The following is a 24,017-nucleotide window of genomic DNA, read 5'->3' as shown; positions in this document are numbered from 1 at the left end:
GGTGGCCCGGCGAGGCGGCGGTCGTGTCTGTCACAGAGCGAGGCTATCGAGGGCGCGTCCGCAGTAGTCTTCGGGCATGTCGTTGCTGCGCACCGTCGTGTTGCCCGCGCTCGGCGCGATCGCGGTGCTCACGGCCGTGGGTCGGACGATCCGGTTGCTCGACGGTGACGATCCGCGTGAGGATCAGGCGGTACGCGCGATGCAGACCGCGTTCGGGCACGTTCCGGCCGGCGCGGATGCCGGGTCCGTGGATGCCTCTGATGCCACCGGAAGGCGCGAGCCCGTCGACCGCGTCACGGCACCCTTGTCGTGGTACTCCGGCGTGCCGCAGACGATCGCGAACGGGGCGATCTGGAGCGGCGTCACGTGGATGCTGACGCGCAACGGCCGCGCGGCGGCCGCACCCGTCGCGGCGCTCACGCTCGAGACCGCGTGCTTCGTGGCATCCGCGGCTCTCGTGCGCCGGCCGCGACCCGAGGCCGTGTGGCGTCCTGAGCAACCGCACGCGACGTCGTCGTTCCCGTCGGGGCACACAGCGGCCGCGTTCGCGCTCCACGGCACACTCGCCAACCTGCTCGATCGCCGCGGCGCCCGCGGCGCGCGGTTGGTCGGCCCGCTTCTGCGGTGCGGCGTTCCCGGGGCGATCGCGTTCTCGCGCGTGTACCGAGGGCAGCACCACATCTCGGACACCGTTGCCGGTGCGCTGCTGGGGATATGGAGCGCCGCGGTCGTGCGGCGGACGCTGCTCTCGTCGTAGATCAGCGAGAGAAGGAGAGTCCCCCGGTGGACATGTTCGAACCGGAAATCCGCCCTCACCGGGGCAAAGCAAAACCCCGCCATGTAGAAGCTAGGCGAGGGTGGGTGTCAGTTGATGCTCGATTGCCGCACGATTCCGCGGAAGTCGTGCTCGTTGGTGATGGCTAGTTCTCCATGGTCTCAACCGAGTTCCCGGCCCGTGACCGGCACTCGTTTGCCAGCTCCGATCTTGGAGGTACGAGCCGCGGTACAAGAGGACCGGCCCCGCGGACGACTGGGAGGAGCGGCCGAACAGCTTCGATGTCGTCGTGTACGCCTTCCTCGTCCATTTGATCGATGAGCGGGATTACGAACTCATCGCCCGACATCACGAACAGGAGGACGGGAGAGCTCGATAGACCCGCGGACCTTCGCTCTGATAGTGGAGTTAGGGCCGAGGTCGCGCTGCGTCGGCGTGCTCAATCTCCCCCTCGGCGGCGGACGTTGCGCACCAGGTCGCGTCAGGTGGCACCCCGGCACTGGTGTGTGCCGAAGAAGCAGTCCCTCACTCCTTCGGCCGATTCGCAGGGCAACTCGCCTATCGCCGCCTAAGTATCCGCAAGATCAGGAGTAAGACGTCACTTCGCGAGGTGAGTGAGAGCCGCGCGCACCAAAGCTGCGGTTGTCATCTCCTCGGCGATTCGAGGGTCGGCCGTGAGGATGCACCCGAGCGCATCATTGGCTGTGCGCTGCGTCCAGCCGAGGGGGACCTTTATCTGCGGTTGGGGTTCGCGATCGGGGAGTTCTCGGACTGATATCCCTCAGAGGCCGACCGTGGCCATCATCGGCCGTCGAATAGATGGCGATACTCTGCGTAGCCGGCGGACTCGAGGTCTGCGAGCGGGACGAACCGCAGCGCGGCGGAGTTGATGCAGTAACGCAGCCCGCCGGCATCCGCGGGCCCGTCGTCGAACACATGGCCGAGGTGGCTGTCGCCGTGGGCGGAGCGGACTTCGGTCCGCTTCATCCCGAAGGAGGTGTCGGAGTTCTCCACGATGTTCTCGGCACTCAGCGGCTTCGTGAAACTCGGCCAGCCGCATCCACTGTCGTACTTCTGGGTGGACGCGAACAGCGGCTCTCCTGACACGATGTCGACGTACAGGCCGGGCTCGTCGTTGTCCCAGAACTCGTTGGCGAATGGCGCCTCGGTGGCGTTGTGCTGTGTCACGGCGAACTGCTCAGGTGTGAGTGCAGCAAGAGTCTCGGCGCTTCTCGAATACTTGACCATGGTTGCTCCTTGTCGCATCGACGATCGTGACAACTCCGATCCTGGTGCCGATGCCGTCGCGTAGCTTCCGACTCCTGATGCAACGTCATGAGAGTGCTGTCGAGAGCCGAGGGGGTGACGCGTGCGTCGATGAGTTGAGGACGGCGCACGCGTCACTCGCCACCGGCCCGGAGGATTCAGCCTTCGAACGTGTCAGGATGAGGCCCGGTGCGCCCCTCCCGGTCCAGTGCATCGATGGCGTGGATTTCGTCGGCGCCGAGGTCGAAATCGAAGACGCCGAGGTTCTCCGCGATGCGTGCCGGAGTGACGGACTTCGGGATCACGACCCTGCCCTGTTGCAGATGCCAGCGCAAGACGACCTGAGCGGGCGTCTTCCCATGGCGGGCGGATGCCTGCAGCACGGGGCTCTCGGCGAGGATGGCGCCCTGCGCGAGCGGACTCCACGCTTCCGTGACGATGCCGAGCCGGGCATTCGCATCCTCGACAGCGCGGTTGCGCAGTGCGGGATGTAGCTCGATCTGGTTGATCGCGGGAGCAATGCTCGCGGCGGCGGTGAGAATGTCGAGGTGGGAGGGTTGGAAGTTCGACACACCGATGGCTCGGACCCGTCCGTCTCGATAGAGGCTCTCTAGAGCCCGCCATGAGTCGACGAACAGCGCTCGGGCCGGCGATGGCCAGTGGATGAGGTAGAGATCGAGATGGTCGACGCCGAGTCGTGCGACCGTCGCGTCGTACGCGCGGAGTGTGCTGTCGTATCCCTGATCGCTATTCCAGAGCTTCGACGTGAGGAAGAGCTCTTCGCGCGCGACGCCCGACTCAGCGACGGCACGGCCGACGCCGGACTCATTGCCGTAGATCGCCGCGGTGTCGATGCTGCGGTATCCGGCGTCGATCGCAGTGCGCACCGCCGCGGTGGTCTGCTCGTCGGGCACCTGGAAGACTCCGAAGCCGAGTTGTGGCATTCGGACGCCGTTGTTGAGGGTGATCGTGGGAATGGTGGACATGATCGGTGGCTCCATCGTTCGGGCGTGGATCAGTTGACGACTGCGGGCATCGCCGGCGCGTCCGTGGGTGTGGTGCGTGCGGCCTGGTGCGCGGCGACCACGACGACGATGAGGGCGAGGGCGGTGATCGCGGCGCCGATCCAGATGGGTGATGTGTAGCCGAGACCCGCGGCTATGCCGATGCCGCCGGCCCAGGCGCCGAGCGCGTTGCCGACGTTGAACGCACCGATGTTCGCGCCGGAAGCGAGAGTGGGGGCGTCGCCGGCGTATAGCATGATGCGGCTCTGCAGGCCGGGGACAGTGCCGAACCCGAACGCCCCCATGAGGATAAGCGCCGCGATGGTGACGATCGAGGAGCCGGCGAACGCCGCGAACAGGGCGAGGACGACCACAAGCGCGGCGATGAAGCCGATGAGCGTGCCGTCGATCGTGCGGTCGGCCAGGCGTCCGCCCCACCAGTTCCCGGCCACGAGGCCGAGACCGAAAAGGACGAGGAGCCAAGGCACCGTCGTGGTCGCGAAGCCGCTGACCTCGGTGAGGGTGTAGGCGATGTAAGTGAAGGCGCCGAACATGCCGCCATACGCGAGCACTGTGGTCAGCAGGGACAGCCAGACCTGTCCGGACCGGAACGCGTGCAGTTCGTCGCGCAGCCGCACCGTCACCTGCGGCCCAGATCCCACCGGAACGAGGGCGGCGATGCCGATGAACGCGATGACGCCGACGGCGGAGATCGCCCAGAATGTGGATCGCCATCCGGCCTGCTGACCGAGGAAGGTGCCGAACGGAACGCCGAACACATTCGCGGCGGTCAAGCCGGTGAACATGATCGCGATGGCGCGAGCCTTCTTGTCCGGTGCGACGAGCCCGGCGGCGACGACGGAGCCGATACCGAAGAAGGCGCCGTGGCACAGGGCAGCGATGATGCGACCCAGCATCGCGATCCCGTACCCGGAGGCGACGGCCGTGAGCACGTTGCCCGCGATGAACAGCACCAACAGGGAGAGCAGCACTGGCTTACGGGGGAGGCGGGTCGTGGCCGCAGTCAGCCCGAGCGCGCCGACGACAACGCTCAGGGCGTACCCGGAGATCAGCCAGCCGGCGGTAGCCTCGTCGACGCCGAAGTCGCCCGCGACTTCGGGTAGCAGCCCCATGATCACGAATTCCGTCAGTCCGATTCCGAAGGCGCCGACGGCGAGCGCGATGAGTCCGAGTGGCACGGGGTTCTCCTGTTACTCTTAGAGGGGATTAGTTGTAATCGCGGGATATTGCGATCGCGGGCATAATACTTGCACACGCAAATACAAAGCGCAAGCAAGTAAGTGGAAAGAGGGCCGTCATGGGCATTGCCGACGATGCCGTCGAGGTGCGTGCGCAAGGGTGGCGCACCTTGGCTGCGCTTCACGGGCTGATCGAGACGGAGCTCGAGCGAGCGCTGACGCGCGCCGTGGACCTTTCGGTGGTCGAGTACACGGTGCTCGACGCGCTCAGCCGCCAAGATGGCTGGCACATGCGGATGCAGCAGCTCGCCCGCGCCACCGCTCTCAGCCCGAGCGCGACCACGCGCCTGGTAACGAGGCTCGAGGACCGCGGCTTGCTGACCAGAATCCTCTGCGCGGACGATCGGCGTGGCATCTATACCGAGCCGACCACCGCTGGCCGCGAGCTCTACCACCGGGCAAAGCCCGTCCACGACGAGGCGCTGCAGGCTGCGCTGGAAGAGGCCCGCACGCGGCCGGAACTCGAGGGCGTCGTCGACGCCCTGGGATATGCAGCACTGCCGGCGGCGCGCGCCAGCAACTGAGTCCTTCTACGTCGCCACGGCCGGACGAGCGTCGAGGTATCTGTGCGGCAGCGCTTTCGCTTCTCGTCGCAACGTCCCTCGTCATGAGTCGAGCAACCCCTGCCACCGACGGCCGTCCTGGTGACGGTGCGGTACGACGTCGCTGCCGAGGACGCCGACATGTTTCTGCGCCTGATGGGCGAGGTCGAGCAGAGCCGCTACCGGACCGGTGCGCGGAAGTGGCGACTTCTGCAGCGAAGCGGTGCGCCGGAGGAGTACATTGAGGTGTTCCGCGTGGGGTCGTGGCGTGAGTATCGCGATCAGCTCCAGTCGCGCAACACCCGTTTCGACGCCGATCTCCTTCAGCGGGCGCGCGCCCTGAGCGCCCATCCGCCGATCGTCGAGCACCTCAGACCGATCGAGGTTCGACCGCCGCACGGTCGGCGACGCGAGCGGTGAGGCCGGGGCTCACGCGGTGTCGGCGCCGCGTCGCATCACGAGCGATGCGGACACTGTTGCGATCAGGGTGAGACTCGCGAACACGAGGAGCACGAGGGTCTGCGGCGCGAAGGTCAGCACCACGCCGATCGCGATGGCAGGCAGCGCGAGTCCGCAGTACGCAACGAGGAAGATCAGTGCGAGGGTCTCGCCGCGGCGGGTCGGTTCGGCGATGCTCGCGGCCGTCGCGATGGCGGACTTGAAGAGCACGCCGACCCCAACCCCGGCGACCACGCCGCCGATGAGGAAGACAGGGAGAACGGCGATGACCGCGCCCACAGCGATGCCCGTCAGCCCCAGCGCACAGCAGATCGTGGCGATCGTCAACTGCGTGCGCCGCGTGCGGCCCGCGAGCACCACTTGGCCGGTAGCCGCCGCGGCAAACACCGCAAAGGTCGTCGTCCCTGCCAGCAGATGATCGGGCGCAGCGAAGGTGCCGACGAGGATGGTCGGAGCCAGCGACGTGAACAGCCCGAAGACGGCGAAACCTGCGAACGCGCCGAAACCCGCGGCGACGAACACCGTGCGTGACGCGGCCGGGGCGGACAGGCGCTGCGGGCGGTAGGTGCGCGCGGCGGCGACGGTGTCGACCGTCTCGGGCACGGCGGTCACGGCGATCGCGCAGACGATGAGGACGACGAGGAAGACGGCGTGGGGGAGGACGAGGGGGTCCGGGAGGAACTCGGCGAACAGTCCGCCGATCAGAGGACCCAGCGCTAGGCCGCCGAGGTTCGCGGCGCCGGCGACGGAGGCGGCGACGATGCCGTCCTCGGTCGGCTTCGCCTTCGCGCGCAACTCCCCGAGGTGCGCGGTCGCGGTCGCGGTGAGGATGCCGACGCTGACGCCGTTGATCAGTCGTGCGGCGAGAAGCCCCGGAACGTCCGTCCACACCAAGAACATCACCGCCGACAGGGCTGAGACGAGCACGGCGATCGTCAGCATTCGGCGGCGTCCGGTCCAGTCGCTGATGTGCCCGACGAAGAAGAGGCTGATGACGACTCCGACCGCATATGCGGCGAAGATCAGGGTGATCATGGTCACGGGGAAGTGATCCAGGTCCTGGTACAGCGGATACAGCGGCGTGGGAACGGTCGAGTACGCCATCACGAGGAGGAACGTGGTCGCCACGATCCAGAACGCGACGCCGTGCGGGATCCGGGCGCGTGCTCCGGTGACGGTGGGACGGACGTCGGTCATCACAACAGCCTCCTGTTCCGGCGCGCGTCGAAGTGAACGCGCATCGCTCCCTGTCTATGCCCACGGCCAGTGCGCGGCGCACGACTCTCATCCAGAGTTCTCCCGACACCCGTCGAAAGCGGGCGTCTACCGTGGTTCGTAGAGTGAGACAGCGGACGCAGGTCGCGACCCGCGTGAAGGGATGATGAGGACGCATGGCACATGGAGCTTCCGAGGCATCCAGCAGGCGGGTGCCGCTGGACGCGCAGGCCATCGACGCGCCGTTGTCGCAGTCGGCGGTGTTCCTGGTGGTCACGGTGCGCGATGCGCCCGAGGCGATCGAGATCGTGCGGGACGTTCTCTCGGACGTGGCGGGCTTGATCAAGACGGTCGGGTTCCGCGACCTCGACGCGGCGCTCTCGTGCATCGTGGGGATCGGCGCCCAAGTGTGGCCGAAGCTCACCGCGCGCCCGTTGCCGCAGGAGCTGCATCCGTTCCGAGAGTTCCGGGGCGCGTCCCACACGGCTCCGAGCACTCCGGGCGATCTGCTGTTCCACATTCGGTCCGGGCGGCGGGACCTGACGTTCGAGTTCGAGCGCCTCCTCATGGATGCCCTCGGCGACGCGGTCTCCATCGAGGACGAGACGGAGGGGTTTCGGTACTTCGATGCCAGGGACCTGCTGGGCTTCGTCGACGGCACGGCGAACCCCGTCGGGCCCGATCTTCCCGCCTCGACGATCGTGGGGGAGGAAGACCCTGCGGGCGCGGGCGGCAGTTACGTCGTGGTGCAGAAGTACGTTCATCCGCTCGCGGCGTGGAACGCCCTCACCACCGAGCAGCAGGAGGCGATCATCGGCCGCCGAAAGGCCGACAACGTCGAGCTCGCCGACGCCGCTAGCGGGCAGAAGGCGCACAAGACCCTCGCCACGATCACCGGCGCTGACGGCGAGGAGCAGGACATCCTGCGTGACAACATGCCTTTCGGAAGTCCGGGCACCCAGATGGGCACCTACTTCATCGGATACGCGCGCTTCCTCGAGGTCATCGAGAAGATGCTCGAGCGCATGTTCATCGGAGATCCGCCGGGCCTGCACGATCGCATCCTCGACTTCTCGACAGCCGTGACGGGATCGACCTTCTTCGCGCCGAGCGCCGACGTCCTGGCAAGCCTCGGCGGGGACGCCGGCTGAGCTTCGCGCAGCGATCACCGAGAAAGCCCACACAACAGTACGGAGTATGAAATGGTCGACGACCACATCGCTGAGCCTCCTGAGCTGACCGGCACCGTCGATGAGCGCGTGCGAGCACTCGCTGCGCTCGAGGCCGCCGCGCCGCTTCCCGCCGATTGGCTGCTCCGCGAACTGAAGTCATCGCTGCGCGCCTGGGCCGAGGCGGCCACACGCGACGACATCGAGATCGAGGCACACGCCGACTATTAGGCCGTGTTGCTGGGCACGTGGCGCGGTCCGCACCGAGCCGACTCCAGTGGACGGAATGCGCGCAAATGCGCGACTTGTCACGGCTCCCTGTGGCTCAGATTGTCGGGACCGTCGTCCGTCGCTCGTTTCGGAGGAGTTCCGGCACATTCCCGGCACAATCGCCTCACGCGACCCGTGGCTGGTATCCGCGAGCGACGTTTCGTCTCGCTACGCTCGCTCAGTGACCGAGCAGAAAAAACCCACGCTGACCAGGTAAAAAGATGAACCCCCTCCGTGTAGAAGCCACCTCGGGGGTTCAGTGGCTCCGACGGGCGTCGATCCCGTGACCTCACGATTTTCAGTTGTATGCGCCGGGTTGGTGGGCGCTCACAAGTGCTCGTTTGCCGCGTGATTCCGCGGAAGTCGTGCTCGTTGGTGGTGGCTGATCGTGGGTGGTTTGATCTGGGTTTCCGGCCCGGGACCGGCCCATCGCTCGTGCACTCGTCGTCGAGTGCAGCATGATCGACCGCGGAGTCAACAGTCGCGGGAAAATCCAGCCGCGACGATTCATGTGAAGTATAGTGTGAAGTGTGATAAGTGAGTCTGATGGCCCGTTCGCCCGGAAGCACCAAGAAGTTCATCTTGAGCGAGCACCGCTTGTGCGAGTGCTATGTCAGGTCCAATGGCCCGAGCACACGCTACTGTCCACGCGCTTTTCGGCGGTCGCCGAAGAAATCGGCACCAGGCTATCGGACGAGTATCCCCTGAGCCCAGTGACACAGGGGATCTCGTTCGAGCTCGATACTCAGACTGGTCAGGTCCGACCCCAAGCGGTTCCGGCCGTGCGGCAGTGGGTATCAGTAGACGACACCTGGTGCGTCTACTTCGCGCCAACTTTTGTCACGCTCGAGAATCGCGGAGCGTACACCTCGCGGCAGGACATGACGCAACGCTTCGCCCGCGTCTTGAGCGTGGTCTCTGAGTTGACCAGCCTTCCGGCCGCCCAGCGGGTCGGCTGGCGATACGTCAACAGGATCCACGATCCCCTCGAGTATGCGGATCTCGGAGAGTTGGTGCATGCCACTGTCCTCGGGGCAGGTGCCGTGCCGGCTCCGTCAAACGTCGAATTAGTTCACTCGTTCACCGAGTCGCTATTTCGTTCTGACCGTGGAAACTTACTGGCGAAGTGGGGATTCATGCCGCCTAACGCGACCCATGATGCCAGCCTCGCCGCGGTTTCCAATCCGAGCTGGATCCTGGACATCGACGCTTTTGACGAGAGTCGAAGTGCTTTCGACCCCGCGCAACTGTTGGAACGGCTGGAGGAACTCACCACTCTCGCCTACGGCTTCTTCCGGTGGTCGGTGAAAGAATCATTCATAGACAGATTTGGGGGATAGGTCGTGCTGGCTACTCTTGACTCTCCGCCGCGCGCGCTGGGTGTGACCAGCGGCGACTACGCCCTCCATTCAGACCTCCCCAAGCACTCCCCAGTTCTCTTCTTCGTCGTGGGGGCTGCGACGGCGACCTCGGTTCTCCTTGGCGCGCCTGCTGCAATGCCTTCGGTGGTGAACGCGACATCGATCGTTCAGCGAACACAGGCGGCGACGACGCCGCGGGTTGTGGAATCGACCGCTGAAACAGTGAGACGCGTACGTGAAAGATCCGGACTGACTTGGGACCAGTTTGCGAAAGCGTTCAATGTCTCGCGTCGCGCGGCTCACCACTGGGCGTCGGGTGGAAATCTCAGTGCCTCGAACTCCGCGCTCCTCGTCGAGTTTGATCGACTGCTGACCGCCGTTGATTCAGCAGACCCGAGCGAAGTTCGGAGCCGTCTGATCAGCGCTGATAGCTCAGGTGAGAGTCCCTTGGAGGCATTCCGGAAGCTTGCGCTGAGCGCATTCGCTGAAGCTCAGCCGCGTGTGGTTGCACTGGAAGCGGCACTGGACCCGAGCTGAGTGTGGACGATGATGAGCGTCTCGACGCGTTTTGCCGCGAGCTGCGTCAGGGAGACGTCCTCGGGTTGCGGCAGATTTACGTGGGATCGGAGCTTGTTGAGTGCCCTGATGACGTGATCATCATTTCGCAGACCTGTGACCTCGTCCGTCCAAAGGACAGGCCGAACATCGTGGTAGCCAAAGCGGTCCGCTTAGATTCTGCAACAGCGAGGGATGCACTCCGCGGTAAGCGGCCGCGGTGGGTGGCTGTCGAGGAGAAGGTTGATGGTCTCTTCGCTGATCTAGAGATGGTGTCGTCGATCTCGAAGTCAGCCGCGATGGAGCTGTCAGTTGAGCGATCTATCCCAGACGAGCAGTGGGCAGCCCAACGGCGCTTTGCGCAGAGGGTCGGTCGCAGGTTCTCACGGCTCGCCTTGCCGGACAACATCGTCCCGTGGTTCGGCGGGCTCAGTGACTTGGTCCTGAGCAAGGCAGGGAAGCCGAACAGTCCGCTCGGTCGCGCGATCGAGATGATCGCCGAAATACGGGTTGCGGCTGATGACTGGACCAGGGACGGCGCGTCGGTAGAGCTGTACATCGTCCTGGAGCCTGGAGAGCTGCCCTTGCTGTCGGAGGAGCCAGCTGACTGGAACCCGTCTGAGGCTGACGAACTGCCCGCCGGAACGATCGCGAGCGTGGCCGAGCGACTGTTTCCCGACAAAGCGCCTCGGCCGACCGGTGAACGGCGCAACGCGCTGTGGTGGCAACTCGCAGACCTTCTCCAAGCCATCGTGGTTCCAACGGGGCCTTTGTCGGAGCTGTCAGCTGTGCGCAATGCGGTCAAGGCGGTGGCTGTTTCGATCGTTGATGAGACCGAATTTACGATGGCGCAGTACCGTCGGTCGGACGAGCTCGACCTGTCTCATCTCTCGCCACCTTTGCCGCGCATCAGCGACGGCGGTGCAGGAGAGCAGGAAGCGTGAGGAGCGCCCGGACCGCAGCGTAGCGAGGACCGGACGCACCGCAGCGCTTCCTGCTCGCCTTGCCGGCCGGAGGCCGGCCTTGAACGAGTAAAGAAAGTTCTCACACACGGCTTGACGGACCGCCGGTGTCTGGCGTCGACAGTAAAGTCGGACTGTGACCGATGAGCCGACCACGCCGCTGAGCGATGCCTATCTCGAAGACTACGTCTCGGGCCTCCAGGTCAGGAACACTCCCGAAGAGCGGGAAGCTGTCCAGCCGTTCTCGCGGCTCCTCGTTGAAGACTACGGCTACCCGAAGTCACGCGTTCAGACTCGTCCTCAGCATCGCGTGAAAGCACGGCCGAGCGACCGCGCGAAGGAGTATCCGGTCGACATCGCGGTCTTCACCTCCGATGCACGGACCGAAGAGAACTGCTACATCATCGTCGAGTGCAAACAGAAGAACCGTAAGGACGGACGTACCCAGCTCGAGGACTATCTGAGGTTCTCGCGGGCGCGCCTCGGGGTGTGGTTCAACGGCGCTCAGACTTTGTTCCTCTTGAAATCTGAGGCTAAGGGTCGGGTGACCTTCGAAGAGGTGCCCAACATCCCCAAGTTCGGCCAGCGAGTCGAGGATGTTGGCCAGTTCCGACGTGAAGACCTCAGACCGGCCTCGAACCTCAAAGCTGTCTTCAAGTCCATTCGCAACTATCTCGCCGCTAATGCCGTAGGCATCACGAGGGATGAAGTGTTCGCACAGCAGATCATCAACTTGATCTTCTGCAAGATTTACGACGAGCGATTCACAAAACCGAACGACATGGTCCAGTTCCGTGCCGGCCTCGACGAGGACACGCGCGAGGTCAAGAAGCGCGTGGAGGGCCTCTTCGACCGAGTGAAGGATCAGTACGAGGATGTGATCGCGAAGAGCGATCGGATCGAGCTAGACAGCAAGTCCTTGATGTACGTCGTCGGCGCTCTACAGCAGTTCTCGCTCAGCGAGAGCGAGCGTGACGCCGTGGGCGAGGCGTTCGAGACCTTCATCGGTCCGTCGCTCAAGGGGCCTCAGGGTCAGTTCTTTACGCCTAGGAACGTCGTGCAGATGGTCGTCGACATGATCGACCCTCGTCCCGGGGAGAAGATCATTGACCCCGCATGTGGCTCGGGTGGATTCCTCGTGGAAGCGCTTCGGCACGTATGGCGACACATCGATCAGCAGGCCGCTGACTACGGGTGGCCAGACAACGAGCTTTTTGCGGAGAAGCAGAAAGCAGCAATAAGCAACTTCCGCGGCATCGATAAGGACGACTTCCTTGCGAAGGTAGCGAAGGCTTACATGGTGCTGCTCGGTGACGGGCGCGGCGGCGTCTTTTGTGAGAACAGCTTGGACGCGCCGAGTTCCTGGTCATCGAAGACTCGCGATGGAATCCAGCTCGGAACGTTCGATGTCGTACTTAGCAACCCGCCCTACGGCAAGAAGCTCTCGATTGATGAAGTTGAGACACTGCAGCGATTTGAGTTAGGTCACCGCTGGACATCCGATCACGGATCGTTCAAGAAGGGCAAGGTCGCCGATAAGCAGGCGCCGCAGATCCTGTTTGTTGAGCGCTGTCTTGACCTGCTCAAAGACGGCGGCCGCCTCGGCATTGTCTTGCTCGAAAGCGTTTTCGGTATGCCCAAGTACCGTTACGTCATTGATTACATGCTCAAGCGCGCGGACATCAAGGCCGTCGTTACGATGCCCGAGGATCTATTCCAGCCCAATACGCACGCTAAGACCGTCGTCGTGATCCTGCAGAAGCGAGGGCCGCACGATACTCCCAGCAGTGCACCCATCTTTATGTGTGACGTCAAGTGGTGCGGGCATGACTCTCGAGGGAACCCCACCTACCGAGTCGAGAATGGCGAGCGCACGTTGCTCGACGATGTGCCACGGGTCGCAGCACTCTACAAGCAAGGTCCAGGCGCCGAGCCGGTGTTAGCGTGATCTCGTTCTGGTTGAGTCCGGCAGAGGTGCGGGACGTAACGTACATACCGAAGTATTACTCGCCTGAGGTCGATGCCCTACTGGACGACCTGGCGCGTGACTATGAAGTCTTCAGCGTCGCGGAGTTGGTTGAAGCTGGCGCGCTCGCACTTGCCACGGGCCACGAGATCGGCAAGCATGCCTACGGCACAGGCGACATCCCGTTCGTTCGCACCAGCGATATCCCGAACTGGGAGATCAAAGTCGCTTCGAAGCAGGGGGTGTCAGAGGACGTCTACCGGGAGTACAGCGCTCGACAGGACGTAAAGCCCGGCGATCTGCTGTTAGTTCGGGATGGCACCTACCTCGTCGGCAACTCGGCCGTGGTTATGCCTGAAGACGGAGACCTGATCTATCAGTCTCATCTCGTTCGTATGCGTGTGCTCCCCAACAGCATTGGACTCGATCCTTACCTACTTTTTGCCTCGATGAACTCTGCGATTACGCAGGCGCGCGTGCGCGCGCTGCAATTCACCGCGGACATCATCGACACGCTCGGCCAGCGCGTGGGGGAGTTGCCTGTACTAGTGCAGCGCGACGAAGCGAAGAGGCTAGAGACGAGTCGGATCGTGCGCCGGCTACTCGAGAGACGCGCTTCGTTCAAGCGGACTATTGCCGGGTTCGGTGCGGCTATGGAGCAAGTTCTGCTTGACGGCGACGACGCGGAGCTGAGCAAGCTGGTGTACGGCGACGACGATTCAAGCAAGAAACATCACAGAGCCCCGGCAGTTTCGTCAGAGATGGGACAGTTCCAGGCCTTCTGGAAGTCGCCGGACGGTATTCGAGGGGGTATCTACCTCCCGACCTATTACGACGTATCCATTGATCGCGAGCTCGATGCGATGAAGGACAACTGTGAGCTCATCACGATAAATGAGCTCGTGGAGCGAGGGGACCTGACTCTGTCTACGGGCCACGAGGTTGGCAAGATGGCTTACGGGACCGGAACCTATCCTTTCCTCCGAACGACCGACTTCTCCAACTGGGAAATCATCCACAATCCGAAGCAGGGTGTCTCAAAGGAGATCTTCGACGACTACCGACGGAAGCAAGACCTTCGTGAACTCGATGTGTTGCTTGTGCGGGATGGCACGTACCTCGTCGGCTCATCCTGCATCGTGCTTCAGGATGACGCGGCGAGCCTCTACTGCGGGGGCCTCATTCGCGTGCGAAGCACGAGCGAGGGTCTCGATCCCTTCCTGTTGTTCGGGCTTCTGAACTCGTACATCGTGAAGCGCCAATTCAGAACGAAGCAGTTCACCCGAGACGTTATCGACACGCTCGGCCAGCGAGTTCTCGAGGTCGTGCTGCCGGTACCGCGTTCGCCAGAGCTTCGCACCCTTATCTCCGGCTTGGTTGAGACCGTCGTGCGGGCGCGGGTTGGAGCGCGCGTCAGCCTTCGCGAAGTCTTCGACTCATACGGGCCAGCGGAGGATCGCACGCTCGCGAGTTGAATCAGCCCGTCGTTCGGGCCGGAGTCGGTCGCTTCCGTGTGACGTAGCCGTCACGTCGTGATCTATTTGGCTCGCGGGCGCCGTACGCGGGTTGTCTTCGCGTTGGAATCAACCGGCTTGATGTCACGCGCTTCGAACCGTCGCTGCCAGTCCTCGAAGACAGGCAAAAGGTCGGGCGCGCGGTTCTCCAGAGTCCGCGTCATGAAGCTGCCGAGATCGGCGATCGGTCGCGTGATCCGGGCATCCGCGGGGTTCCGAGGGAAGCCCAGCCTTCGTGACGCGTCAGACCCAAAGGAGGCGTCGAACTCTTCGGCAGCGAGCTCGCGCATTCGGTGGCGGAGGTTGAGCTGCTCGTCGAGTGCAGGCGTAACTCCGCTGAGGTCGTCGTCGATGACCGACACGAGCGGCTCGATCCGGGCGGAATGGGTTGATCGAGGTTCGGCCATGCAGCGACGCATCCCATGGGCAGCGTCCGTGCTCCGTGCAAGGGTGTGCAGTGGAAGGGAGGCCCATGGAGACTGCGATGGACATCGTTAGACGGGCCCAGCGGGGCGAGATCGATCACGACGAGCTTGTCCGCGTCCTCAAGACCTGGCACTACGAGCCGCAGTACAAGACAACAGGGCTCGCTGATGACTGGGAGTCGGTGCCGAACAGCTTCGACGCGGTCGAGTTCGCATACATCTCCGATCTGCTCACAGACGAGGACTACGCCGCCATCGTGAAGGTAGCGCCGGCTGCAGAATCGAGTGCGAACGGCTGAATGCGCCGATTGCGCCCTGTCCTCCAGGCGCCGCCGATAGCCTTCGGTCGTAGACGTTCAACGAGGTGACGATGATCAGACTGACCGACTTCCTGCCGGTACCCGAGCCCTCTTCGACCAAGCTGAAGTTCAACATGCGAGCAGGCGGCGGTGGCGGCGAAGCGTGGGACCTCCTCATGGACGACCACGAGGAGTGGCTCAACATGAGTCGTTGGCGGACCAAACAGACGAACAACAATCTCGGAAACTCCCGGTACCTCCTCGCTTGGGCGCAGTACTACCCCTACGGCCCGCAGTACTTCATCTTTGGCGGATTCTTCAAGGTCACACCGATCGTTCCGGCGGCGATCAACGCGTACGGGTACGACCTTGAAGCGCTGCCGTTGCATTCGGAGTTCATCAAGCGATTGATCATCAAACTCGAGCGTCCGATCGGCCGAAACGTCTATCTCCGCAAGTACGAGAGTGTTCAGGATCAACTTGGACCGGAGGTGTACGAGCTCGCACCAGATACGAAGCTCGGAACGTTCCCTGGCTACCAGAACGTCAGACTTCGGCATCACGAGCTCCAGCGGATCATCGCCAACGACGAGCCGAGCTGGCGTGACGCGCTCTCGAGCGTCAAGGGCGTGTACGTGATCACCGATCTCAGCGACGGGCGACTGTACGTTGGATCCGCGTCGGGCGAGGCGAACGGTCTGTGGCAGCGGTGGGCGGCTTACGCGCACCTGAAGAACCTCACGGGTGGGAATCGCGAACTCGAGAGGATGCGACACGATCTCGGAGACGGCCACATCGTCGGCAACTTCCAATACTCGATCCTTGAGATCTTCGATCCGAAGACGAAGGACGAGGTCATCCTCAAACGCGAGGCCTTCTGGAAGCAGGCGCTCGACTCACGCGCTCATGGCATGAACTTGAACTGACGTCCGCGAGAGCGGTGTTCGCTGAGACTGTGTCAGCGGGTCTGCTCGGTCAGCTCCTGCCAAGCTCGCTGAAACTCCTCGACGCGATCGAGCCCGCGGGCGGAAGCGGACCTCACTTGACCGACGCGCACCACGACGCCGTTCGTGTGGGCGCGATGCTTGCCAGCCTCCTGCACCTCACTGGCTGTCCACTCGCGTGCAGCGATGACCCCGTCGTTTTCGCCGTCTACGAGCAGGAAGATGCAGACGTCGAAGCCGAAGGAGCGAATCGGCGAGAACACCGCGGACGGGCTGGTGTCTGAACGAATCGCACGGACCTTCACCTGCACTTTTCGTCCATCATCGGCGACAAGGTCGTAGGACTTCTCGGAGTTGGGAGCAAGGAGCCCGTCGTAGACGATCGCGGCGCAGTACTCGGCCAGGTCTCCAATCGGCGCGTTGTTGGTTCGCACGAGCCCGCGGTAGCGAAGCTCCGCGAGGATGCCGGCATAGCGGCGGAGCAACTGACCGACGGTGATCTGGGCGAGCTCATCATCGACGCCCGTCGGAATCGCTATCGGTGACTGATCATCGCTGTGCGCGAAATGCTGGCGAACCAGCTCGGCCTGCTCGTCAGTCATGACCCAAGCCATGCCGGCTTCCGCAGGGTGCCGCCAGCTCTGTCGCCGCATCCACGCGCGAACGGCCTTCGGGTCGACGTCGAGTTCGTCGGCGAGCTGTCGAACAGTAAGCGATGAGGCGTCCATATCTGCACCGTATCTGAGCGCTAACCGGCCCCAGACCGGCCCAAGCCGCCGACGAGGCCAGCGAATCGGCATCCGTCTGAGCCGTTTCGACTCGCTGCGCTCGCTCAACGCCCGGGGGATGGAGCCATATGCGCCAGCGAGAAAACCACCCCTGACCAGGGAAAGCAAAACCCCCGCCATGTAGAAGCTAGGCGAGGGTTTCTGGGACCGTTGTAACGACGGTCCGTGTGGCTCCGACGGGCGTCGATCCCGTGACCTCACGATTTTCAGTCGTGCGCTCTACCAACTGAGCTACAGAGCCGCATGGCGAGAGCCATGTCCTAGACGAAAGGCCCTCTTCAAAGAAAGGGCCCGTCGCTTCAGAGCGACCCTGACGGGACTTGAACCCGCGACCTCCGCCGTGACAGGGCGGCACGCTAACCAACTGCGCTACAGGGCCATGCGTATTCAATTGTGTGTCGGAGAGTGACCCCAACGGGATTCGAACCCGTGCTACCGCCGTGAAAGGGCGGCGTCCTAGGCCGCTAAACGATGGGGCCGAGCGAACCCGGAGGCTCATTCTTACCGACGCTCAAGCATACGAGATAGTCCACTGATTCGGAAATCGAGGGCGTGGGATGCCGCTGGAGAGACAACCGGCGACGAGGATGGCCAGGCGGATGCCTCTCGCCGCCGCCCAAATCGACCCTGGGCGGATGTGACGAATGTTGTTAGTGTGGCGTGTGTTGTCCGTGTGACAAGTGCGACCCGACACCGCGACGAGAGGGAGCGACGACGTGCAGCTCGACGAGCAGATTTCGCCCGACGACTGCGGCTGCGCGCCCACCCCCCGCGAACGGCGCGCCCTCCGCAACCCGATGAGCCGCCGCATGGCGCTCGGCCTGGGTGGCGTCGGCATCCTGAGCCTCGGTGCGCTGGGACTCACCGTCGCGCCCACCGCCTTCGCCGCCGACTACCCCTCGTGGGACGACGTGCAGCGCGCCAAGAACAACGAGGCGGCGAAGGCCAGCGAGGTCTCCCGCATCGAGGGGCTCATCGCCTCGCTGCAGGCCGACGTCGCCGCCAAGCAGGCCGAAGCCGAGCGCCTCGCCGGCGAATACCTCGCCGCTCAGGAGGCGTACGAGACCGCCGCCGCCCAGGCCGAAGAACTCCAGGCCCAGGCCGACGCCGAAGACGCCCGCGCGAAGGAGACCGCCGGTAAGCTCGGCCGCCTCGCCGCGCAGCAGTACCGCTCCGGCGGCGACGACGCCGCCCTTGAGCTCTTCTTCTCCGGTTCCGCGGCGACCGCCGACGACCTCCTCGCCAAGCTCGGCACCATGGACCGCCTCGTCGCCGCCAACCAGGGCGTCTACGCCGACGCCGTCGGAGCCCGCGACAACGCCAAGAACCTCAGCAACCAGGCCCAGGTCGCCCGCGACGAGCGCGACCGGCTGCAGAAGGAAGCCGAGCAGAAGATGCTCGCCGCGCAGGATGCCGCGGTCGCAGCCCAAGCCGCACTTGACGCCCAGAACGCCAATCTCGACACCCTGCAGGCGCAGCTCGCGGCCCTGAAGGACACCACCGCCAAGACGATCGCCGACTACCAGACCGGCGTCGAGGTGCGTCGTCGCGAGGAAGAGGCGCGCAAGGCAGCCGCCGCAGCGGCCGCCAAGAAGGCCGCCGAAGAGGCCGCTGCCGCAGCCGCCGCGGCTGCCGCAGCCGGTGGTGGTGGCGGCGGAAGCAGCGGCGGTTCGGGCGGCCAGGCCGGCACCAGCGGCTGGGTCCGCCCGGCATCCGGGTACATCAGCTCCTGGTACGGCAACCGCGGCACCATCTGCGGCAACGGCTACTGCACCACCGGTCACCGCGGCATAGACTTCGCGACCAGCTGCTGGTCGCCGATCTATGCGGCCGCCTCGGGCCGGGTCATCGTGGCGCAGAAGCTCAGTTCGTGGGGCAACTACGTCAAGATCCAGCACGGCGACGGCACCGTCACCGCCTACGCGCACATCGCCGACGGCGGCTACAACGTCGGCGTCGGCCAGTCGGTCGGCGCGGGCCAGGTCATCGCCTACGTCGGCAACACCGGCGCCTCCAGCGGCTGCCACCTGCACTTCGAGGTGTGGATCGGCGCGGACCGCATCGACCCGGCGCCGTTCCTGCGCGCCCGCGGCATCTCCGTCTAGGCCTTGCGCCTGGGCGCATCCCCGCATCCCGCCCGAGAAACGACGAAGGGCGGATGCCGCGGCATCCGCCCTTCGCGTCGACGTGACGTCAGATGGTCTTCGGTGCGTGGCCCTCACCCTGCGTGGCGGTCTGCGCGCCCTCGGCCTGGAAGCGCTCGAACGCTTCCGACACGAGACGCTCCGCCTCGGCGGCGCCGGCCCACTGGTCGACCTTGACCCACTTGCCCGGCTCGAGGTCCTTGTAGTGCTCGAAGAAGTGGTTGATCTCGCCCTTCGTCCACTCGTCGAGGTCGTCGACGTCCTGGATGTGCGCCCACCGCGGGTCCTTCGCCAGCACCGCGACGACCTTGTCGTCGCCGCCGGCCTCATCGAGCATCTTCAGCACGGCGACTGGACGGACCTTCGCCATGACGCCCGGGTACAGGTCGCGGTCGAGCAGCAGCAGCACATCGAGCGGGTCGCCGTCCTCGCCCAGGGTGTCCTCGAAGAAGCCGTAGTTGGCGGGGTAGCCCATCGGCGTGAAGAGCACACGGTCCAGGAACACCCGTCCGGTGCCGTGGTCGACCTCGTACTTGACGCGGCTGCCGCGCGGAATCTCGATGACGGCGTCGTATGCGCCCATGCTGGTGCTCCTTAGGAAGAACGGGTGGATGCCGGGAATAGCCTAGTCGCGGCGCCCGCCCGGGCCGTATTCAGTCTGGCCGCGTGCGGGGGCGCGCGCCGGCCGCGTGGTTCCGGGGTCGCCGCGCCGCCGGGCCCGCGTCCAGACTGAGTTACGCCCGCCCGCCCCGCGGCACCCGCCGGTAGCCCACCCGCCGCCGGTACCGTGGAGGTGTGGACCATCGCCCGAGCCTCGATCCCGCCGTCGCTGCGATCCGCCGGGCGGTGCGCGCGGCTCTCGCCACCGTCGAGGGACCGGTCCTCGTGGGGCTGTCGGGGGGAGCGGACTCGCTCGCGCTCGCGGCGGCCGTCGCCTTCGAAGCGCCGAAGGTGGGGCTCCCGGCATCCGCCGCGGTTATCGACCACGCCCTGCAACCCGGGTCGCACCGTGTCGCCGAGCGGGCCGCCGAGGCGGCGGAGTCGCTGGGGCTTCCCGCCCGCATCATCCGCGTCGACGTCGGCACGGAGGGCGGACCCGAGGCCGCCGCCCGCGCCGCCCGCCGGGCCGCGCTTCTCGATGCGGCCCGTGACGCCGGCGCCGAGGCGGTGCTCCTCGCGCACACGCTCGACGACCAGGCCGAGACCGTCCTCATCGGCCTCGCGCGCGGATCCGGCGCCGCGAGCCTCGGCGGCATGGCCCCCGACCGCACCGAGGACGGCATCCGCATCCTCCGTCCCCTCCTCGACGTGCGTCGCGCCGCGACCCGCGCGGCCTGCCTCGCCCAGGGTCTGCCGCCGTGGAGCGATCCCCACAACCTCGACCGGCGGTTCCTCAGGGTGCGCGTCCGTCAGGACGTGCTGCCGGTCCTCGAGGCCGAGCTCGGCCCCGGCGTGGCGGAGGCGCTCGCGCGCACCGCGGACCAGCTGCGGGAGGATGCCGAGGCCTTCGCCGACATGATCGACGAGACCATCGAGGACATCGTCGAGCACGCCGAGGCCGGCATCGCCGTCTCCGTGCCCGCCCTCGCCGCCAACCCGCCGGCGCTGCGGCACCGCATCATCCGCCACGTCGTCGCCAGCGAGTTCGGCGAGAGTCTGAGCCGCGCGCAGACCCTCGAGGTCGCGCGCCTCGTGACCGACTGGCACGGCCAGGGACCGATCGACCTGCCCGGATGCCGCGCGCACCGTGCCGGCGCTCGCATCGTCTTCGCGGCTCGCTGACGGCGTCGGGCAGGCGACGCGCTCGCCTAGACTCGACCCATGCGCGCCGCCGAGATCTCGGACCAGCTGACCACCGTCCTCGTCACCGAGGAGCAGATCCACGCGAAGCTCGAGGCGCTCGCCCGCCAGGTCGAGAGCGACTACGACGGCAAGGAGCTGCTGCTGGTCGGGGTGCTCAAGGGGGCGGTCATGGTCATGGCCGACTTCGCCCGGCAGCTCAAGCGCGAGGTCACCATGGACTGGATGGCTGTCTCGTCCTACGGCGCCGGCACGAAGTCGAGCGGCGTCGTGCAGATCCGCAAGGACCTCGACACCGACCTCACCGGCAAGCACGTCCTGATCGTCGAGGACATCATCGACTCCGGCCTCACGCTCTCGTGGCTGCTCGAGAACTTCGCCTCCCGCGGTGCGGAGTCGATCGAGATCCTGGCGCTGCTGCGCAAGCCCGAGGCCGCCAAGGTCGAGATCGACTGCCGCTACGTCGGCTTCGACATCCCCACCGACTTCGTCGTCGGCTACGGGCTCGACTACAACGAGCGCTACCGCAACCTGCGCGATGTCGCGGTGCTCGCCCCGCACATTTACAGCTGACGCGGGGCGGTCCCTGAGCTTGTCGAAGGGCGGTCCCTGAGCCTGTCGAAGGGTTCGCCTGTGGCGAATGCACAGACCCCACATAGTCGCGCCGCGATAGCCTGAGCGGATCATGGACTTCAAGAAGCTCACGCGCAACCCGTTCCTGTACGTGTTGCTCATCGGCGCCCTCCTGCTGATCGGCATGTCGCTGATCTCGACGCTCACCGGCGCGAAGCAGATCACGACGCAGGAGGGTCTCACGCTCCTCAAGGGCGGGACCGTCACCGAGGTCACCAACACCGACGGCGATCAGCGCGTGGACATGACGCTCTCCGACGCGTACGAGGGCGCGACGCAGGTGCAGTTCTACTACGTCGGCGCCCGCGCCGACGAGGTGCTCACCGCGATCGACGCGGCGGCGCCCAAGGATGGCTTCAACGACGTCGTGCCGCGCACGACGTTCTTCGAGAGCCTGCTGTCGCTGCTCATCCCGATCCTGCTGCTGGGCGTGCTGTTCTGGTTCTTCTTCTCCGCCGCGCAGGGCGGCAACAGCAAGGTCATGCAGTTCGGCAAGTCGCGCGCGAAACTCGTCACGAAGGAGACCCCGACGGTCACCTTCGGCGACGTGGCCGGTGCCGACGAGGCCATCGAGGAGATGCAGGAGATCAAGGACTTCCTGAAGGATCCCGCGAAGTTCCAGGCCGTCGGCGCCCGCATCCCGAAGGGCGTTCTGCTGTACGGCCCTCCCGGAACCGGCAAGACCCTGCTCGCCCGCGCCGTCGCCGGCGAAGCAGGCGTGCCGTTCTACTCGATCTCAGGCTCCGACTTCGTCGAGATGTTCGTCGGCGTCGGCGCCAGCCGCGTGCGTGACCTCTTCAATCAGGCCAAGGAGAACGCCCCGGCGATCATCTTCATCGACGAGATCGACGCCGTCGGCCGCCACCGCGGCGCCGGCATGGGCGGCGGCCACGACGAGCGGGAGCAGACGCTCAACCAGATGCTCGTCGAGATGGACGGCTTCGACCCCAAGGCATCCGTCCTCGTCATCGCGGCGACGAACCGTCCCGACATCCTCGACCCGGCGCTGCTGCGCCCCGGCCGTTTCGACCGCCAGATCGGCGTCGACGCGCCGGATCTGAAGGGCCGCCAGAAGATCCTCGAGGTGCACGGCCGCGGTAAGCCGCTCTCGCCCTCGGTCGATCTCTCGGTCATCGCCCGCAAGACCCCGGGCTTCACCGGAGCCGACCTCGCCAACGTCCTCAACGAGGCGGCGCTGCTGACGGCCCGCTCCAATGCGCAGCTGATCGACATGCGCGCGCTCGACGAGGCCATCGACCGCGTCATCGCCGGTCCGCAGCGCCGGACCCGCGTGATGAAGGACAAGGAGAAGCTCATCACCGCCTACCACGAGGGCGGCCACGCCCTCGTCGCGGCGGCGATGAACCACTCCGACCCGGTCACCAAGATCACGATCCTGCCGCGCGGCAAGGCTCTCGGCTACACGATGGTCATGCCGCTGGAGGACAAGTACTCCGTCACCCGCAACGAGCTGCAGGACCAGCTCGCGTGGGCGATGGGTGGCCGCGTCGCCGAGGAGATCGTCTTCCACGACCCCACCACCGGTGCCAGCAACGACATCGAGAAGGCCACCGGCATCGCCCGCAAGATGGTCACCGAGTACGGCATGACCACCGAGGTCGGGCCCGTCAAGCTCGGCCAGTCCTCCGGCGAGGTGTTCATGGGCCGCGACATGGGTCATGGCCGTGACTTCAGCGAGCGCATCGCCGAGCGCGTCGACCAGCAGGTGCGCGACCTCATCGAACAGGCGCACAACGAGGCGTACGAGGTGCTCAACGCCAACCGCGACATCCTCGACAAGCTCGCCCTCGCGCTGCTCGAGAAGGAGACGCTCGACCACCTCGAGATCGCCGAGATCTTCACCGACGTCACGAAGCTGCCGCCACGCCCGCAGTGGCTCTCGAGCCAGGAGCGCCCGGTGTCGATGCTGCCCCCGGTCGACGTGCCGCGTCGCCACGAAGCGGGGCTGGCCGCCGCATCCGTCGCCGATCCGGCTCCGCAGCCGGAATCCGCGCCGCAGCGGCGCCCGAGCGGGCAGGCGCGACCCGCGACCGCCTAGGCTCGAGACGTGGCCGTCGATCGAGACCGCGTCGCCGCAGCCGTGCGCGACATCCTCGCGGCGATCGGGGAGGACCCCGATCGTCCGGGGCTGAAGGCGACCCCGCAGCGCGTCGCGGACGCGTACGCGGAGTTCTTCGCGGGGGTGGGGGAGGATGCCGCGGCCCCACTCGCGCACACGATCTCCGTCTCCCGCGGGCCGGCGCCGGACACGCTGCCCTCCGGCGCGGTGCTGCTGCGCGACATCCGCTTCCGCTCGGTGTGCGAGCACCACCTGCTGCCGTTCGCGGGCCGGGCGCACATCGCGTACCTCCCGGGTGAACAGGTCGTCGGGCTCGGCGCGCTGCCGAAGGTGGTCGACACCCTCGCATCCCGCCCGCAGGTGCAGGAGCGCCTCGGCGAGCAGGTCGCCGACACGATCGCCGGTGCCCTCGACGCGCGCGGGGTGCTCGTGGTGCTCAGCGCCCACCACGAGTGCGTCACGATGCGAGGCGGACGTCAGCCGGATGCCGCGACCGTCACGATCGCCGCACGCGGCGACCTGGCCGAACCCGCCGCCCGCGCCGAGATCATGATGCTCCTGACCGGAGCCGGGTCGTGACGGCGGTG

The 24,017-nt window shown here is 65.7% G+C and carries 23 protein-coding genes and 3 tRNA genes; 16 read left to right on the top strand and 10 right to left on the bottom strand.

Features of this window, described 5'->3' with window-relative positions:
- Positions 1 to 76 precede the first annotated feature (76 nt).
- Positions 77 to 757, top strand: a complete 681-nt coding sequence (locus tag ACPYN4_RS12830) for a phosphatase PAP2 family protein (protein ID WP_239281094.1) — start codon at positions 77 to 79, stop codon at positions 755 to 757.
- 819 nt (positions 758 to 1,576) lie between these two features.
- Here the strand turns inward: ACPYN4_RS12830 and msrB are convergent.
- The 3 genes from msrB to ACPYN4_RS12815 form a co-directional block, all read right to left on the bottom strand.
- Positions 1,577 to 2,023 carry a peptide-methionine (R)-S-oxide reductase MsrB gene (gene msrB / locus ACPYN4_RS12825; RefSeq protein ID WP_239281095.1) on the bottom strand — a complete coding sequence of 149 codons (447 nt, stop codon included), beginning with the start codon at positions 2,021 to 2,023 and terminating at the stop codon, positions 1,577 to 1,579.
- A gap of 176 nt (positions 2,024 to 2,199) precedes the next feature.
- Positions 2,200 to 3,027 (bottom strand): aldo/keto reductase, encoded by an 828-nt coding sequence (locus ACPYN4_RS12820; protein WP_239281097.1) that lies wholly within the window; start codon positions 3,025 to 3,027, stop codon positions 2,200 to 2,202.
- Between the two features lie 29 nt (positions 3,028 to 3,056).
- The gene (locus ACPYN4_RS12815) at positions 3,057 to 4,244 is read right to left on the bottom strand and encodes an MFS transporter (RefSeq protein WP_239281099.1); all 1,188 of its coding nucleotides are present in this window, start codon (positions 4,242 to 4,244) and stop codon (positions 3,057 to 3,059) included.
- Between the two features lie 119 nt (positions 4,245 to 4,363).
- Here ACPYN4_RS12815 and ACPYN4_RS12810 point away from each other — a divergent pair, with 119 nt between their 5' ends.
- Both ACPYN4_RS12810 and ACPYN4_RS12805 read left to right on the top strand, forming a co-directional pair.
- Positions 4,364 to 4,828 carry a MarR family winged helix-turn-helix transcriptional regulator gene (locus ACPYN4_RS12810; protein WP_239281101.1) on the top strand — a complete coding sequence of 155 codons (465 nt, stop codon included), beginning with the start codon at positions 4,364 to 4,366 and terminating at the stop codon, positions 4,826 to 4,828.
- A gap of 159 nt (positions 4,829 to 4,987) precedes the next feature.
- On the top strand, positions 4,988 to 5,266 hold the full coding sequence (locus ACPYN4_RS12805; protein ID WP_424446581.1) for an MFS transporter: 279 nt from the start codon (positions 4,988 to 4,990) through the stop codon (positions 5,264 to 5,266).
- Between the two features lie 9 nt (positions 5,267 to 5,275).
- Here the strand turns inward: ACPYN4_RS12805 and ACPYN4_RS12800 are convergent, their stop codons facing one another.
- Positions 5,276 to 6,502 carry an MFS transporter gene (locus ACPYN4_RS12800; protein WP_424446564.1) on the bottom strand — a complete coding sequence of 409 codons (1,227 nt, stop codon included), beginning with the start codon at positions 6,500 to 6,502 and terminating at the stop codon, positions 5,276 to 5,278.
- Between the two features lie 194 nt (positions 6,503 to 6,696).
- On the opposite strand from ACPYN4_RS12800, the gene ACPYN4_RS12795 reads away from it, so the two are divergent.
- The 6 genes from ACPYN4_RS12795 to ACPYN4_RS12770 all read left to right on the top strand — a co-directional run bounded on the left by ACPYN4_RS12795 (position 6,697) and on the right by ACPYN4_RS12770 (position 14,278).
- A complete protein-coding gene (locus ACPYN4_RS12795) occupies positions 6,697 to 7,671 on the top strand; it encodes a Dyp-type peroxidase (RefSeq protein WP_239281108.1) in 975 nt (324 codons plus the stop codon).
- A gap of 51 nt (positions 7,672 to 7,722) precedes the next feature.
- The gene (locus ACPYN4_RS12790; protein WP_239281110.1) at positions 7,723 to 7,920 is read left to right on the top strand and encodes a hypothetical protein; all 198 of its coding nucleotides are present in this window, start codon (positions 7,723 to 7,725) and stop codon (positions 7,918 to 7,920) included.
- A 569-nt stretch (positions 7,921 to 8,489) separates the two neighbouring features.
- Complete coding sequence (locus ACPYN4_RS12785) at positions 8,490 to 9,299, top strand: TIGR04255 family protein (protein WP_343224536.1); 810 nt, start codon at positions 8,490 to 8,492, stop codon at positions 9,297 to 9,299.
- Positions 9,300 to 9,859: 560 nt separating this feature from the next.
- Complete coding sequence (locus tag ACPYN4_RS12780) at positions 9,860 to 10,819, top strand: hypothetical protein (RefSeq protein WP_239281111.1); 960 nt, start codon at positions 9,860 to 9,862, stop codon at positions 10,817 to 10,819.
- Between the two features lie 154 nt (positions 10,820 to 10,973).
- A complete protein-coding gene (locus ACPYN4_RS12775) occupies positions 10,974 to 12,785 on the top strand; it encodes a restriction endonuclease subunit M (protein WP_239281112.1) in 1,812 nt (603 codons plus the stop codon).
- The gene (locus tag ACPYN4_RS12770; RefSeq protein WP_239281113.1) at positions 12,782 to 14,278 is read left to right on the top strand and encodes a hypothetical protein; all 1,497 of its coding nucleotides are present in this window, start codon (positions 12,782 to 12,784) and stop codon (positions 14,276 to 14,278) included. Before ACPYN4_RS12775 ends, ACPYN4_RS12770 begins: the two co-directional genes overlap by 4 nt.
- Before the next feature lie 62 nt (positions 14,279 to 14,340).
- Here ACPYN4_RS12770 and ACPYN4_RS12765 read toward each other — a convergent pair whose 3' ends face one another.
- Positions 14,341 to 14,724, bottom strand: a complete 384-nt coding sequence (locus tag ACPYN4_RS12765; RefSeq protein WP_239281114.1) for a hypothetical protein — start codon at positions 14,722 to 14,724, stop codon at positions 14,341 to 14,343.
- Positions 14,725 to 14,789: 65 nt separating this feature from the next.
- On the opposite strand from ACPYN4_RS12765, the gene ACPYN4_RS12760 reads away from it, so the two are divergent.
- On the top strand, positions 14,790 to 15,041 hold the full coding sequence (locus tag ACPYN4_RS12760) for a hypothetical protein (RefSeq protein ID WP_239281115.1): 252 nt from the start codon (positions 14,790 to 14,792) through the stop codon (positions 15,039 to 15,041).
- A gap of 71 nt (positions 15,042 to 15,112) precedes the next feature.
- Complete coding sequence (locus ACPYN4_RS12755) at positions 15,113 to 15,967, top strand: GIY-YIG nuclease family protein (protein ID WP_239281116.1); 855 nt, start codon at positions 15,113 to 15,115, stop codon at positions 15,965 to 15,967.
- Between the two features lie 32 nt (positions 15,968 to 15,999).
- On the opposite strand, the gene ACPYN4_RS12750 is transcribed toward ACPYN4_RS12755, so the two are convergent.
- The 4 genes from ACPYN4_RS12750 to ACPYN4_RS12735 form a co-directional block, all read right to left on the bottom strand.
- Complete coding sequence (locus tag ACPYN4_RS12750; RefSeq protein WP_239281117.1) at positions 16,000 to 16,713, bottom strand: DUF6998 domain-containing protein; 714 nt, start codon at positions 16,711 to 16,713, stop codon at positions 16,000 to 16,002.
- Between the two features lie 228 nt (positions 16,714 to 16,941).
- Positions 16,942 to 17,014: transfer RNA gene (locus ACPYN4_RS12745), tRNA-Phe, on the bottom strand.
- Between the two features lie 64 nt (positions 17,015 to 17,078).
- Positions 17,079 to 17,152 (bottom strand) — tRNA-Asp (locus tag ACPYN4_RS12740).
- A gap of 27 nt (positions 17,153 to 17,179) precedes the next feature.
- A tRNA-Glu gene (locus ACPYN4_RS12735) sits at positions 17,180 to 17,252 on the bottom strand.
- 201 nt (positions 17,253 to 17,453) lie between these two features.
- Between ACPYN4_RS12735 and ACPYN4_RS12730 the strand changes: the two genes are divergently transcribed.
- Positions 17,454 to 18,878: a peptidoglycan DD-metalloendopeptidase family protein gene (locus tag ACPYN4_RS12730; RefSeq protein ID WP_424446563.1), complete on the top strand. Its 1,425-nt coding sequence runs from the start codon at positions 17,454 to 17,456 to the stop codon at positions 18,876 to 18,878.
- 88 nt (positions 18,879 to 18,966) lie between these two features.
- Here ACPYN4_RS12730 and ACPYN4_RS12725 read toward each other — a convergent pair whose 3' ends face one another.
- Entirely contained in the window at positions 18,967 to 19,500 is a 534-nt protein-coding gene (locus tag ACPYN4_RS12725) for an inorganic diphosphatase (protein WP_076691811.1), read from the bottom strand.
- A 212-nt stretch (positions 19,501 to 19,712) separates the two neighbouring features.
- On the opposite strand from ACPYN4_RS12725, the gene tilS reads away from it, so the two are divergent.
- From tilS to folE, 4 genes are all read left to right on the top strand, one after another.
- Positions 19,713 to 20,699 (top strand): tRNA lysidine(34) synthetase TilS, encoded by a 987-nt coding sequence (tilS, locus tag ACPYN4_RS12720; protein ID WP_424446562.1) that lies wholly within the window; start codon positions 19,713 to 19,715, stop codon positions 20,697 to 20,699.
- Positions 20,700 to 20,738: 39 nt separating this feature from the next.
- A complete protein-coding gene (hpt, locus tag ACPYN4_RS12715) occupies positions 20,739 to 21,290 on the top strand; it encodes a hypoxanthine phosphoribosyltransferase (protein WP_076691809.1) in 552 nt (183 codons plus the stop codon).
- Between the two features lie 112 nt (positions 21,291 to 21,402).
- Complete coding sequence (gene ftsH / locus ACPYN4_RS12710; protein WP_281653514.1) at positions 21,403 to 23,409, top strand: ATP-dependent zinc metalloprotease FtsH; 2,007 nt, start codon at positions 21,403 to 21,405, stop codon at positions 23,407 to 23,409.
- Positions 23,410 to 23,418: 9 nt separating this feature from the next.
- Entirely contained in the window at positions 23,419 to 24,009 is a 591-nt protein-coding gene (folE, locus tag ACPYN4_RS12705) for a GTP cyclohydrolase I (RefSeq protein WP_076691807.1), read from the top strand.
- Positions 24,010 to 24,017: the final 8 nt, after the last annotated feature.

This window comes from Microbacterium sp. CH-015, from assembly GCF_049707015.1.
Classification (GTDB): Bacteria; Actinomycetota; Actinomycetes; order Actinomycetales; family Microbacteriaceae; genus Microbacterium; species Microbacterium aurum.
Note: the sequence above shows the minus strand (reverse complement) of the source record. Positions and strands in the feature narration are given on the sequence as shown.